Genomic DNA, 12,524 nt, shown 5'->3' with positions numbered 1-12,524 from the left:
TAGCGATACTCAGCCCTCGGTGGCCATGGTCAGCGCGGCGGTGACCGCGTCCTCGCCGACCGGCCAGCGGCCGTACTGCCGCCGCCAGTACATGAGCGGGCCGAAGGTCTCCTCGGGTGCCTGGCCGTCGACGATCGCGCCCAGCAGCACGGTGTGGTCGCCCGCGTCGAGCGCGCCGACCAGTGCGCAGTCGGCGTAGGCGATGGTGTCCCGGTACAGCCACGGCAGCCCGGACCCCGGGGCCGGCCGCCAGGCGACCGAGGAGAACCGGTCCTCCTGCCGGGTGGCGAACCGGGTGGAGGTCGCCTCCCGGTTGTCCCGCAGGAAGTTGACGAGCAGCCGTCGCCCGGCGAGGATCGCGGTCAGCACCCGGCTGGCGCTGTGCAGGCAGGTCAGTAGCAGCGGTGGCGTCTGCGAGACGCTGCACGCCGCGCTGCAGGTCAGGCCGAGCGGCCGGTCCTGTTCGTCCACAGTGGTCACCACGGTGACGCCGGACGGGAACGCGCTCATGATCGCGCGGAACCGGTCCCCGTCGATGCAGGAGCCCAGGACGCCGGGCGGGATGTCGAGATGGGTGCGCGGCACGGGGGTCACGGTTTCTCCTTCGGGTCCTCGGTTTCCTCCAGCAGCGCCACCGCCCTTGCCCAGCCCGCCCCCGCCCCGCGCAGCTTCACCGGGAAGCAGCAGACGGTGAACCCGGTCGGGCGGGGCAGCGTGCCGAGGTTGGCGAGCCGCTCGATCTGGCAGTACTCGCGGCGCCGCCCGGTGAAGTGCGCGGGCCACAGCACGGACCGGTCACCGGTGCGGTGGTAGCGGTCGATCATGTCGGCGAACGGCGCGTCGAGGCTGAACGCGTCGGTGCCGATCACCCGCACACCGAGGTCCAGCAACAGTTCGGTGGCCGGCCCGTCGAGGCCGGTGAAGTCGGTGAAGTACTTCGCCGACCCGGCGAGCCGGTCGGCGCCGGTGTGCAGGAGCACGATGTCGCCGGGGCCGGGCACCGCGCCGATCCGGTCGAACTCGGCGCGCAGCCGGTCGGCGCCCGCCGCGCCGACCGGGGCCGCGGTCAGGTCGAGGACCACACCGGGGCCGGTGAACCACTCCAGCGGCAGCGCGTCGATGTGGCGGGGGACGCCGTAGGCGGCCCGGGTCCCGTAGTGCGACGGCGCGTCCACGTGGGTGCCGGTGTGGGAGGTGAGCGTGAACGTGTCGAGGGAGAGCAGTTCCCCGTCCGGGAGCACGGAGACGTCGAAGTCGACGGACCAGTTCTCCCGCATCTGCCGGGCCATGTGCGCGGCGCCCTCGGCGGGGGAGAGGATCCGGTGCTCGACCGGGTTCGCCTCCCACTCCGCCGACGCGTCCACTGTGGACGAAAGATCCACGATCCGCATCGGTGCCTCCCTAGGCCGGTAGCCCGGCGTTCTCGTCCGCGGGGATCAGATGCCGGGCGGTCAGCACGGCGGCCAGCGACGCGGTGCCCTCGTAGGTGCCCTTGGCCGCCAGGTAACCGTCCGGGCGCACCAGCGCGTAGCCGCCGCCGGACAGGCCGAACGCCCGCCGCACCACGTCGCCGGGGTCGGCGAGCGGCCGTTCCCCGTGTGGCGTTGCCGAAACGACGCGCACGGACACCGCCCGCCCGAACTGCTTCGTGGCCCACCCCGGCACGGGATCGGTGGCGTCGTCGGTGTGCAGCAGGAGTGTCCACCGTGGATCGGTGAGTTCGGCGCACAGCTCGCGCCAGCCGGGCGAGCCGCTCTCCTCGGCACCGTCACACGCCACGCGCGTGCCGGGCGCGAACCGCCCGTCCCCGGCGGGGTCGCTCAGCGGGCTTTCCGGGTAGCTCAGCGTCAGCCCGCAGAACCCCCGGATCAGCTTGCGCTCCAGATGTCCCTTCAACGGCTTGATCGCGTTCACCATGCCCAGGCCCGGTGGCATGAACGTCAGCGCGAGCGCGTTGCGCAGTGCCACGAGCGCGGTCGCGGTCCGCGTCGAGCGCAGCAGTTTCTCCCCGATCGGTACCCGTTCCGCGCTGTAGCTGTCCAGCAGCTCCTCGCCCGCGTGCCCGCGGACGACGTCGGCGAGCTTCCACGCGAGGTTGTAGCCGTCCTGGATTCCGGTGTTCATGCCCTGGCCGGAGGCGGGGCTGTGCACGTGCGCCGCGTCGCCCGCGACGAAGCAGCGTCCCTCCCGCATCCGCTCGACCTTCCGCTGCTGCACGGTGAACACCGACAGCCAGCTCGGCGGTGGGACCTCGACCGGACGGCCGAGCGCGCGGGAAAGCTTGTCCGCCAACCGGTTCCGGACGACGTCGGGCTCGCCGGCGTGCGCGGAGTCCTCGGTGTCGACGATCCGCCACTTGCCCGGTTCCGGGAACGGCACCAGCAGCAGCGTGCCCTTTCCGTGATGCACCAGGTGATTGCTGTCCCGGGGGAGGTCGACGTCGAGCACGACGTCGGCGTTGAGCCAGGTCTGGGTCGCGTCGCCGAGCAGCCGGATGCCGAGCGTGCGGCGGACGAGGCTGTGCGCGCCGTCCGTGCCGACCAGCCAGGGCACCACGACCCGCTCCTCCCGGCCCCCGGCGTGCCGCAGCCGGGCGGTCACCTCGGCGGCGCGCCGGTCGAACTCCGTCAGCTCGACGCCCCATTCGACCTCGACACCACGGCGGCGCAGCGCGTCGCGCAGCACCTGCTCGACCACGACCTGGTCGACCATCAGGCTGAACGGGAACCGGGTGGGCATCCGCGAGTAGTCGGCGTCGAAGGAGATCAGCCTGCGGCCCTTGAGGTGGATGGTGAAGTGCCGGACCCGCCGTCCGCGTGGCAGCAGGTCGTCGAGCACCTCCATCTGGTGGCAGATCTCCAGGGTGCGCGGGTGCGTGGCGAGCGCCCTGCTCGACGTCGCCGGTCCGCTCGCCCCGTCCACCACCCGCACGCGCACGCCGCGCCGGACGAGTTCCCCGGCCACGGTCAGCCCGACCGGCCCCGCGCCGACGACGAGCACCTCGGGATCAGACATGGCTCGCCTCGGCGAATTCCTTGGCCAGCGCCAGGGTGTCCCTGCTGTTCCCGCCCGCGGCGCGGCGGACGAACTCCCGTGCCGAGGCGACCGTCGCGCCCGCGCCGAGGACACGCTCGATGGCGTCCTCGTTGAGGGTCACCGTGTGCCGGGAGGTCGCGAGCACGCCGTTGGCGGTGCGCTCGAAGAGCCATTCCCCGGTGTGCGCGGTCATCAGGGACGGCGGGACGAGCTGCTTGTAGACGATGCGCTCGCCGGGGAAGCAGATCCTGATCGACTCGGTGGTGTGCGTGCTGCCGTCCCTGGTCCGGGTCTCCATGGCCATCCGCTGGATGTTCTCGACGTCCTCGGTCAGGTCGAGGCCGGCCACGTGCGGAAGCCGCTCCGGCCACTCGGCGGCCGCGTACAGGAAGTCGTAGACGATCTCCAGCGGTGCCCGGACCAGCACCGCGTCGTCGAAGGCGAACACCAGCTCGCCGGTGGCGTCCCAGTTCTCCGCCAGCGCGCGGATGTTCGCCAGTTCGGTCCTGCTGTTGGTGTCGGTGGCCTCGGTGATCCAGGCGACGCCGGCGGGGTCGTCGCCGACGGCGTCGAAGTCGTGGTCGAGCACCAGCCGGGTGCCGCCGGGGCGCTCCCGCACGTGCCACTCGCCGCCCATGCCCGCGACCGGCGGGCTGGAGACCTCCTGGCGGAACCGGATCCGCCGCGCCGCCGGGTCGAGATGCCGGATCGAGGTCCAGCTCTTCACCTCGGCGTTCGCCGCCGCCCAGATGCGCAGCCGCTCGGTTCCCCTGTCCAAACGCGACTGTTCCACGTGGATGGTCGGGGCGAAGTGCTGCGGCCAGGCGGGTGCGTCGGCGATGATCCGGTAGACCACCTCCGGTGCCGCGTCGATGTCGATCGTGTGCTGGGTGCGATGACGTCCGATGAGGGTCACGGCGACGGCCGCCTTCCTGTGCGTGGGGGAACGGGGATCAGTAGCTGCCGAGGCCGCCACAGACGTTGATCGCCTGCGCGGTCACCGAGGCCGCGGCCTCGGTGACCAGGTAGCCGACCATGCCCGCCACCTCCTCCGGGGTGGCGTAGCGGCCCAGCGGGATCTTGGCGTTGAACCGCGCGAGCACCTCCTCCTCGGCGATGTCCCAGGTGGCCGCGTAGGCCTTGCGGACCCGCACCGCCATCGGGGTCTCGACGTAGCCGGGGCACACCGCGTTGACCGTGATCCCGGTCGTGGCGAGTTCCTTGGCCAGTGCCTTGGTGAACCCGATGACGCCGCCCTTCGCCGCCGAGTACGGCGCGCCGAGCGGGACACCCTGCTTGCCGCCGGTGGAGGCGATGTTGATGATCCGGCCACGGGCGGAGCGGTCCAGCCCGCCGGTGGTGAGCGCTTCGCGGGTGACGGTGAAGACGCTGGTCAGGTTGGCCTCCAGCACGTCGTGCCACAGCTCGTCGGTGAGCTGCGCGGTGATGCCGCCGCCGTTGCGCCCGGCGTTGTTCACCAGCACCTCCAGCGGCCCGAACCGCTCGACCGCGGTTTCCACCACCCGGCGCATGGCGGCGCGGTCGCGCACGTCGCCCTCGACGCCGTCGACCGTCAGACCCTCCTCGCGCAGCTGCTTGACCGTGGAGGTCACGTGTTCCGCGGTGCGGGCGCAGAGGAAGACCCGCAGCCCCTGCCCGGCCAGCCGCCGGACGATCTCGAGGCCGATACCGCTCGTCGCGCCGGTGACCAGCGCGACCTGTCCGGTAGGGGGTGTGCTCATCGGCTTCCCTTCTCCCACAGCCGTTTTCCCGACGTCGGTGAGGCTGGCGGAGTGCGTTCGACGTTCGTCATAACCGCGTTCGAGCGCGGCGCGCTCTATCCGCGGTCGAACGCCCGGTGCGACGGTCGGTCGGGACGGCGGTTCCGCCGGAAGCCGAGATCCCCAGGAGGAAAGCCATGTCGTCGTTCGCCCCGCCCGCAGACCTCGCCGGTGCCACCGCGTTGTACGTGGAGGTCCAGCACTTCTACGGCAGGCAGATGCGTCACCTCGACGAGGGCGAGATCCAGCAGTGGGCGGACACCTTCACCGAGGACGGCGTGTTCACCGCCAACGCCCACCCGAAGCCGCAGGAGGGACGCGCCGCGATCGTCGAGGGAGCCCTTGCCGCACACAGGAAACTGGCCGACCAGGGGATCCGCAGGCGGCACTGGCTCGGCATGCTCCAGGTCGCCGAGCAGCCGGACGGCACCATCCGCGCGGACAGCTACGCGATCGTGCTCGCCATCCCCGCCGGCGGGCAGGCGGCGGTCGAGCTCAGCTGCTCCTGCGCGGACGTCCTGGTGCGGGACGGGGCCGGGCTGCGGGTCCGGCACCGCAGCGTCCGCCGCGACGACCTGCCGCCGCGCTGACCGCGATTCCCCTGTTCGGAAAGGAGAAACCGTGCCGACGACATCCGGGCCGGTGGCCGTGGGTGCCCCGCTGACCTCGATCGCCCCGCTGATCGGCGGACCACTGGTCGACGACCTGCTGCGCGCGGCGGCCGCGGCCGAGCCCGACCGGTGCGCGGTGCGGGCGCCGGGCACCGAGCTGTCCTACCGGGAGCTCGACGCGCGGGCGTCCCGGTTCGCCGCGGCGCTGCGCGCGTCGGCGGGGCCGGGCGAGGTCGTGGCGCTGGCGGCGGTCCTCGACCCGGTGTTCCCGACGGCCTTCTTCGGCATCTCGCGGGCCGGGGCGATCCCCGCGCTGGTCAACCCGCTGCTGCGGGAGGAAGGGCTGGCGCACGTCCTTCGGCTGTGCGAGGCCCGCGTCGCCGTCGTGCCCCCGGAGGTGTACCGGCGGCTGCTCGCGGTGCGGGACACCCTCCCCGCGCTGCGCACGATCCTGCTCACCGAACCGGTTCCCGGCGCGGAGGTGTCCACTGTGGACGAAATGCTCGCGACGGCGCCCGCCGGCATCCCGGCGGTTCCCGGTTCGCCCGGTGACACGGCGTGCCTGCAGTTCACCAGCGGGACCACCGGCCCGCCCAAGGCGGTCCGGCTCTCGCACCGCAATCTCCTGGTGAACGCCGCGCAGACCGCGGCCGCGCACCGGCTCGACGGCTCGTCGGTGCTCTTCGACTACCTGCCGACCTTTCACCTGATGCACCTGACCATCAGCGTCGCCGTGGCGGGCACCCTCGTGCTCTGGCCGGGCGAGGACGAGGCCGCGGCGGTCGACGCCGCCGCCGACGCCGGGGCCACCCACTTCTACAGCCTCCCGGTGCGGATGTCCCGGCTGGCCAGGAATCCCCGGCTGCCCGGCCTCGCCGTACCGGGCCTGCGTGCCTTCCTCTGCGGCGGCTCGGCGCTGCCGCCCGCCACCACCGACGCGCTGCGCCGTCAGTTCGGCGTCCCGGTCGCGCAGGGCTACGGCCTGCAGGAGACCTCGCCGTCCACCCACTTCGACGATCTCGGCGCGCCGGTCGTCGGCTCGTCCGGCAGGCCGGTCGCCGGGACGGACTGCCGGATCGTCGCGGTCGGGGGCACGGCCGTGCTGCCGCCGGGGGAGCGCGGCGAGATCCAGGTACGCGGTCCCCAGGTGATGGCGGGCTACCTCGGCCGCCCCGACGGCGCGGACGTCGACGCGGACGGCTGGTTCGCCACCGGCGACGTCGGCTACGTCGACGCCGGGGGCAGGCTGTTCGTGGTCGACCGCATCAAGGACGTCTTCAAGTGCGACAACTGGCTCGTCTCGCCGACGGAGATCGAGCGGGTGCTGCTGCGGCACCCCGGCGTGGCCGACTGCGCGGTCGTCGACTTCCCCGACGAGCTCAGCGGCGCCGTCGCCTACGGGCTGGTGGTCCCGGCACGGGCCGGGCTCGACCCCGGCGAGGTCACCGCCTACCTCGCCGAGCGGCTGCCCTACTACGAGCGGCCGCGTCACCTCGACCTCGTCGACACGATCCCCCGGTCGCCGACCGGGAAACTGGCCCGCCGCGAGCTGCGCGAGCGGCTCGTCCGGGCCGCGAACGGCAACCCACCCCAGGAAAAGGAGCCGCACGTGTTCACCTTCATCAACCGGTTCACCGTCACCGGCGACGTCGCCGAGTTCGAGCAGGCCCTGCACACGATCACCGAGTACATGGCCGCGCAGCCCGGTTTCCGCTCCTACCAGCTGTACCGATCGGCCGCCGACGCCAAGGTCTACGTGGAGACCGCGGTGTGGGCCGACGCGGCCGCGCACAAGGCCGCCATCTCGGGCGAGGGCTTCCGAGGGCCGGTGCGGCGCGTGCTGGGGCTCGCCGAGGCGGACGCCGCGCCGTTCGAGCTGGTCACCCGCACCGAGGCGGTCGCGGCGAGCTGAGCGCCCCAGGCCGCCCGGAGAAAGGGAATCCATGACCAGCACGGCACCCACACTTCCCGCCGCGGTGACGCGGATGCGGGAACTCGCGCACAGCGCCGCGTGCGCCGCCGCGATCCGCGCCGCCGTCCGGCTCGGCCTGCCGGACGCGCTCGGCGACACCCCGGCCACCGCCGACGAACTCGCCGCGGCGGTGCGCGCCGACCCCGGCGCGCTGCGCAGGCTGCTGCGCGCGTTGACCTGTTACGACGTCTTCGCCGCCGAAGGCGACCGGTTCGTCCACACCGAGACTTCCCGGCTGCTGCGGGAGGACGCGCCACGCGGGGTCAAGTACAACGCCCTGTGGGCGACCGAACCGTGGACCTGGGAGCTGTGGCCCCGGCTCGACGAGGCGGTCCGCACCGGCCGCAGCGTGTTCCCGGATCTGCACGGCGCGGGGTTCTTCGAGTACCTGCACGCCGAGGCACCGGAGTCCGCCGCGGTGTTCGACCGGGCGATGACCCAGTCGAGCAAGCTGTCCAACCAGGCGGTGGCCGACGTCCTCGACGTCGGGGGCGCCGAGGTGCTCGCCGACATCGCGGGCGGCCAGGGCCAGGTGCTCGCGACCGTGCTGGAACGGCACGCCGGGCTGCGCGGGGTCCTGCTCGACCTGCCCTCGGTGGTCGCGGGCGCGGATCCCCGGCTGACCGAGGGCGGGGCGCTCGCCGGGCGGGCCCGGCTGGTGCCGGGCGACTGCCTGGAGTCGATCCCGGTCGAGGCGGATCTGTACCTGTTCAAGAACATCCTGGAGTGGGACGACGCGAGCACCGTGCTCGCCCTGCGCAACGCGGCCGCCGCGGCGCGGCCGGGTGCCAGGGTGGTCGTGGTCGAAAACCTCGTCGACGACAGCCCGGAACCCCGCTTCACCACCGCGATGGACCTGTTGCTGCTGCTCAACGTCGGCGGCAAGAAACACACCAGGGACGGGCTGCTCGGCCTGGTGCGCGCGGCCGGGTTGCGGGTCGTCGACGTCCGTCCGGTCAACTCCTACCTGCACCTGGTCGAGACGGTCGTGCCGGGGTGAGCGGAGTGGCCCTGCTGCTGCCGGGCCAGGGCGCGCAGCACCCCGGGATGGCGACGGCGCTCTACCGCACCGAACCGGTCTTCACCGCGGTGCTGGACGAGTTCTTCGCGGAACTGGGTGCCGAGGGCGACCGGTTGCGGGCCGACTGGCTCGGGCCGCGGCCGGTCGTCCCGCTCGACGACGCGTCCCGCGCGCAGCCGCTGCTGTTCGCCATCGGCTACGCGATGGGCCGCACGGTGCTCGCCCGCGGTCTGGAGGTCACGGCCCTGCTCGGGCACAGCGTCGGCGAGCTGGCCGCCGCCGCGCTGGCGGGCGTGTTCGACCTGCCCGCCGCGGCCGGGATCATGCGCGCGCGGACGGCGGCGCTGGCCGGTGTCCCGCCGGGCGGCCTGCTCGCGGTGGCGGCGGCGCCGGAGCGGCTCACCCGCTGGCTCGGCGGGCCGGACCCGGTGCTCGGCGCGGTCAACGCGCCCGGCCAGACCGTGCTCGCCGGTACCGGCCCCGCCCTCGACGCCGTCGAGAAGTCGTTGCTGGACAACGGGATCGGCTGCCGCAGGATCGGGGCGAGGCAGCCGTTCCACAGCCCGGCCGTCGCCGACGCGGCCGCGGAGTTCGAAGCCGGGTTCGCGACGGTCCGGCTGCGGCCGCCGCGCATCCCGGTCTGGTCGGCGAGCACGGGCGAACCGGTCCGGCCGGACCAGGCGGTCAGCCCCGGTTTCTGGGCCCGGCAGCTCGCCGGGCCGGTGTGGTTCCACCGCGCCCTCGACGGCCTGCTCGGCACGCGGCCCGGCGCGCTCGTGGAGACCGGGCCCGGCCGGAGCCTGTCGATGCTGGCCCGGCGGCACCCGGTGGTCCGGCGGCGCCGGATCCCGGTGCTTCCGCTGCTGCCCGCGGCCACGGCCACGGCGGCGACCGCGGCCCGGTGGCACGAGGCGAAGCACCGCCTCACGGATTTCCTCTCCAACGGCGAGAAAGGGAAGGCAACGTCATGACGATGAACGGTGACCGGGTGGTCGACGCGGTGTCGATCTTCCAGCTGAACCACGGGTTCGCCCAGTCGAAACTGCTGCACAGCGCGGTCGAGATCGGGCTGTTCGAACTGCTCGCCGAGGCACCGGCGGCCGAGCCGGAGATCCGGCGCAGGCTGGGGCTGCACCAGCGGTTCACCCGGGACTTCCTGACCGCGCTGGTCGCGCTCGGCCTGCTCGAACGGGACGGGGAGCGGTACCGCAACACCGAGGTGACCACCGAGCACCTGGTCCCCGGTGGCACGCTCTACCTCGGCGGGCGGGTGCGGGCCGCGAGCAAGCGGCACTTCGTCGCGTGGTCCAGGTTCACCGAGGCGCTGCGGGACGGCAAGCAGAAGGCGGGCGAGGACGACCTGAAACTGTTCGAGACGCTCTACACCGACCCCGAGAAGACCAAGGGGCTGCTCGACCACGTCGACGCGAACACCTCGCTGGTCGGCCCGCAGCTGGCGGAGTTCGTCGACTGGTCGGCCGTCAAGTCCTTTGTGGACGTCGGGGGCTCGCGGGGCAGGCTGGCCACCCACCTGGTCACGGCGCATCCGCATCTGCGCGGGACGGTCTTCGAGCTCCCGCCCGTCGAACCGTACTTCCACGAGCTGATGGCCGAGGTCGGCCTGGCGGACAAGGTGCGTTACCACGCGGGCGACTGCTTCGCCGACCCGTTGCCCGAGACGGACGTGATGATCTTCGGGCACATCCTGCACGACTTCCCGATCCCGCAGCGGCGGGATCTGCTGCAGCGCGCGGCGCGGGCGGTCCGGCCGGGTGGCGCGGTGGTGGTCTACGACCAGATGCTCGACGAGGAGGAGCCCGACCTGCACTGCTTCATCGGCAGCCTGAACGTCGCGCTCAACACGGTCGGCGGCTCCGACTACACGGTGGCCGAGTGTCGCGAATGGATGGAGAAGGCGGGCCTGGTCTTCGTCGCGGCGCAGCGGTTCGCCCGGGGCACCAGCACGGCGGTGATGGCGCGCCGGGAGGCGTGACACACCGGCACGAAAGGAAGGGCGCCTCCCCGCGGAGGCGCCCTTCTTCGGTGGCCGGGGCCGGAAGGAAGTGCTCAGGACAGACGGTAGGTGACGAAGTCCACCTGCATCCCGGCGATCATGCGGCTGTGCTGGGACACCGTCTCCCGCCGGAAACCCTCCTCGTCGGCGAGCTGGTGCAGGTAGTCCAGATCCCCGCCGGTGCCGAAGAAGATCAGGACCCGCCCGGTGCCGGTGAGGTGCTTCCGCGCCTGCCGGAAGAACCGCGTCAGCGCCGCGTAGTTTTCGTCCGTGGTGGCCGATTCGTAGACGTTGCCGGCGGCGAACCAGCGGAACGGCGGGTTGAAGATGATCAGGTCGAAGGCGCCGTCGACGGCGCTGAAGATGTCGCTGTGGCGGACCTCGAACCGGTCGCCGACCCCGTTCCGGTCGGCGTTGCCCCGCGCCGCCTCCAGCGCGTGCGGGTTGATGTCCACGGCGAGGACCTCGGCCCCCTTGGTGGCGGCGAGGACGCCGTTGACGCCGTTCCCGGTGCCCATGTCCAGTACCCGGTCACCGCTCCCGGTCTCGGCGAGGACGGCCTCGCCGAGCAGGTAGGAGACCGGGCCGATCGCCAGCACCTGCGGCGGGACCGTGATGGTCAGGCCGAGGAAGGAAAAGGTCTGCTCGCACTCCGCCCCGGCGCTTCCCCTGCTGACCAGCGACTGGTGCAGCTCCCAGATCTTCGTGGCGCGTTCTTCGGACATCAGCGGACGGTAACCGTCCTGTGCTTTCGTCACTTTCCAGCTCCAGACTGCGTCAGTGGTTTCGGTGAAAGCGGAAAAGCGGAGGGCGGGCGAACCCACCCTCCACTGTGGACATATCAGGCCTTGGCCGCGAAGTGGTCCACGATCTCCTGCAGGTTCTTGTCCGACTTGCCCCCGACCTTCTTCCCGGTCTTTTCCACCAGGTCCCCGTCGAGCTCGACGGGCAGCACGATGGTGTTGCCGACCAGCACCTCGACCTCGGCCCCGTGCTGGGTGAGCCGGTACTCGCCGGTGAGCGAGTAGAGATCGCCCGGCAACCCGGTCCGCCACTTGTGCAGAATGCGGTTCGGGGCCTGGAGCACGCGCGCGTACTTCTTCTCGTCGCTGGTGTCGCCGTCGGCCAGGTACCGGTAGACCTCGTCGAGCGAGGCCGTCACCCGCGCCGTGCGCTCGGCGGTGAAGGTGAGCTCGCGCAGCCGGTCCTGGTGCACCGCGAGCCAGCTGGTGTGCTTGAGCACCTCGGGCACGTTGTGGTCCATGTGCGCGCTGACCTTCTTGATGGTCGCGGCGTCGTTGCCCGCGATGTCGAACCCGTGCCGGGTGCGGACCAGCGTCCCGGTGTCCCCGTCGGGGCGGAACGTCCACTCGCCGAACAGCGTCTCGAACGGCGCCGCGGGCTCGACGTGGGTGAAGACGATCTTCCGGCCCTCCCGGTCGATCGTGCGCCGGATCCGCCAGGACTTGACCTGCTCGCCGTCGATGACCCAGCGGTCGACCAGATCGTCGTTCCCGTCCCGCCCGACGACCTCGGCGTACAGGTGGGTCGGGTAGTAGAGGTGGTTGTTGTCCTGGTCGGCCACCAGTTCGAGCAGCGAGTCCGCGGACGCGGGCACGTGGATTTCGTGGATCAGCTCGGTCATTTCTCCTCACTTCTCCCCGCGCGCGGGGGTAGGGCGCGGGACGGTGCCCCGCGCGTGGGTGCCGTCCTGCCACGGGGCCTCGATGCCCCACGAGACGACCCGGCCGGGGGTGATCCGGATCATCTCGTCGGCGACGACGTCGTTGAACCGCCTGCCACCTTCGGCGAGCGCCTCGGCGGTGCCCCGGACCTCGATGCCCCGCGGCGTCCACGGGTCGATCGGGTCCACGTCGTCGACCACGAACGAGACCAGCGCGTTGCGCCGGATGTCGCGGTACTTCCGGCTGGCCGCCATGTTCAGCCCGCCGATGTCGATCGTGCCGAGTTCGGCGTTGTAGTGGAGGCCGACCGGGACGTTGTGCGGTTCGCCGTGCGCCCCGACCGTCGCCAACCTGCCGAGGCGCTGGGTGCGCAGGTACGCGATCTCCTTTTCGGTGAACACCGG

Annotated in this window: 13 protein-coding genes; 5 read left to right on the top strand and 8 right to left on the bottom strand. The window is 72.3% G+C overall.

Annotated features, from left to right (window positions below; translation table 11 throughout):
- Nucleotides 1–9: 9 nt before the first annotated feature.
- From ABD987_RS28700 to ABD987_RS28680, 5 genes are read right to left on the bottom strand one after another with little or no spacing between them, the layout of a single operon-like run.
- Nucleotides 10–594, bottom strand: coding sequence for a flavin reductase family protein (locus ABD987_RS28700; protein ID WP_345400578.1), 585 nt, complete (start codon nucleotides 592–594; stop codon nucleotides 10–12).
- Nucleotides 591–1,391, bottom strand: coding sequence for a cyclase family protein (locus ABD987_RS28695; RefSeq protein WP_345400575.1), 801 nt, complete (start codon nucleotides 1,389–1,391; stop codon nucleotides 591–593). The genes ABD987_RS28700 and ABD987_RS28695 overlap by 4 nt, the downstream gene beginning before the upstream one ends.
- A 10-nt stretch (nucleotides 1,392–1,401) precedes the next feature.
- Nucleotides 1,402–3,015 carry an FAD-dependent monooxygenase gene (locus tag ABD987_RS28690; RefSeq protein ID WP_345400572.1) on the bottom strand — a complete coding sequence of 538 codons (1,614 nt, stop codon included), beginning with the start codon at nucleotides 3,013–3,015 and terminating at the stop codon, nucleotides 1,402–1,404.
- Nucleotides 3,008–3,952, bottom strand: a complete 945-nt coding sequence (locus tag ABD987_RS28685) for an aromatase/cyclase (protein WP_345400569.1) — start codon at nucleotides 3,950–3,952, stop codon at nucleotides 3,008–3,010. Before ABD987_RS28685 ends, ABD987_RS28690 begins: the two co-directional genes overlap by 8 nt.
- A 37-nt stretch (nucleotides 3,953–3,989) precedes the next feature.
- Nucleotides 3,990–4,778, bottom strand: a complete 789-nt coding sequence (locus ABD987_RS28680) for an SDR family NAD(P)-dependent oxidoreductase (protein WP_345400566.1) — start codon at nucleotides 4,776–4,778, stop codon at nucleotides 3,990–3,992.
- A 176-nt stretch (nucleotides 4,779–4,954) separates the two neighbouring features.
- On the opposite strand from ABD987_RS28680, the gene ABD987_RS28675 reads away from it, so the two are divergent.
- From ABD987_RS28675 to ABD987_RS28655, 5 genes are read left to right on the top strand one after another with little or no spacing between them, the layout of a single operon-like run.
- Nucleotides 4,955–5,407, top strand: coding sequence for a nuclear transport factor 2 family protein (locus ABD987_RS28675; protein WP_345400563.1), 453 nt, complete (start codon nucleotides 4,955–4,957; stop codon nucleotides 5,405–5,407).
- 31 nt (nucleotides 5,408–5,438) lie between these two features.
- On the top strand, nucleotides 5,439–7,340 hold the full coding sequence (locus ABD987_RS28670) for an AMP-binding protein (protein ID WP_345400560.1): 1,902 nt from the start codon (nucleotides 5,439–5,441) through the stop codon (nucleotides 7,338–7,340).
- Nucleotides 7,341–7,371: 31 nt separating this feature from the next.
- Nucleotides 7,372–8,400, top strand: a complete 1,029-nt coding sequence (locus tag ABD987_RS28665; protein WP_345400557.1) for a methyltransferase — start codon at nucleotides 7,372–7,374, stop codon at nucleotides 8,398–8,400.
- Entirely contained in the window at nucleotides 8,397–9,392 is a 996-nt protein-coding gene (locus ABD987_RS28660) for an acyltransferase domain-containing protein (RefSeq protein ID WP_345400554.1), read from the top strand. Before ABD987_RS28665 ends, ABD987_RS28660 begins: the two co-directional genes overlap by 4 nt.
- Nucleotides 9,389–10,414, top strand: a complete 1,026-nt coding sequence (locus tag ABD987_RS28655; protein WP_345400551.1) for a methyltransferase — start codon at nucleotides 9,389–9,391, stop codon at nucleotides 10,412–10,414. Before ABD987_RS28660 ends, ABD987_RS28655 begins: the two co-directional genes overlap by 4 nt.
- A gap of 74 nt (nucleotides 10,415–10,488) precedes the next feature.
- Here the strand turns inward: ABD987_RS28655 and ABD987_RS28650 are convergent, their stop codons facing one another.
- From ABD987_RS28650 to ABD987_RS28640, 3 genes are all read right to left on the bottom strand, one after another.
- On the bottom strand, nucleotides 10,489–11,160 hold the full coding sequence (locus tag ABD987_RS28650) for a methyltransferase (protein WP_345400548.1): 672 nt from the start codon (nucleotides 11,158–11,160) through the stop codon (nucleotides 10,489–10,491).
- 116 nt (nucleotides 11,161–11,276) lie between these two features.
- Complete coding sequence (locus ABD987_RS28645; RefSeq protein WP_345400546.1) at nucleotides 11,277–12,080, bottom strand: SRPBCC family protein; 804 nt, start codon at nucleotides 12,078–12,080, stop codon at nucleotides 11,277–11,279.
- Between the two features lie 6 nt (nucleotides 12,081–12,086).
- The gene (locus tag ABD987_RS28640; RefSeq protein WP_345400543.1) at nucleotides 12,087–12,521 is read right to left on the bottom strand and encodes a PPOX class F420-dependent oxidoreductase; all 435 of its coding nucleotides are present in this window, start codon (nucleotides 12,519–12,521) and stop codon (nucleotides 12,087–12,089) included.
- Nucleotides 12,522–12,524 lie beyond the last annotated feature (3 nt).

The sequence above is a fragment of the Amycolatopsis samaneae genome, from assembly GCF_039541975.1.
GTDB classification, from domain to species: Bacteria; Actinomycetota; Actinomycetes; order Mycobacteriales; family Pseudonocardiaceae; genus Amycolatopsis; species Amycolatopsis samaneae.
Note: the sequence above shows the minus strand (reverse complement) of the source record. Positions and strands in the feature narration are given on the sequence as shown.

Bases quoted from the DNA above. Each gene is read 5' to 3' on its own strand.
- ABD987_RS28645 (WP_345400546.1), bottom strand. From the start codon at position 12,080: ATGACCGAGCTGATCCACGAAATCCACGTGCCCGCGTCCGCGGACTCG.
- ABD987_RS28650 (WP_345400548.1), bottom strand. From the start codon at position 11,160: ATGTCCGAAGAACGCGCCACGAAGATCTGGGAGCTGCACCAGTCGCTG.
- ABD987_RS28680 (WP_345400566.1), bottom strand. From the start codon at position 4,778: ATGAGCACACCCCCTACCGGACAGGTCGCGCTGGTCACCGGCGCGACG.
- ABD987_RS28695 (WP_345400575.1), bottom strand. From the start codon at position 1,391: ATGCGGATCGTGGATCTTTCGTCCACAGTGGACGCGTCGGCGGAGTGG.
- ABD987_RS28675 (WP_345400563.1), top strand. From the start codon at position 4,955: ATGTCGTCGTTCGCCCCGCCCGCAGACCTCGCCGGTGCCACCGCGTTG.
- ABD987_RS28665 (WP_345400557.1), top strand. From the start codon at position 7,372: ATGACCAGCACGGCACCCACACTTCCCGCCGCGGTGACGCGGATGCGG.
- ABD987_RS28655 (WP_345400551.1), top strand. From the start codon at position 9,389: ATGACGATGAACGGTGACCGGGTGGTCGACGCGGTGTCGATCTTCCAG.
- ABD987_RS28690 (WP_345400572.1), bottom strand. From the start codon at position 3,015: ATGTCTGATCCCGAGGTGCTCGTCGTCGGCGCGGGGCCGGTCGGGCTG.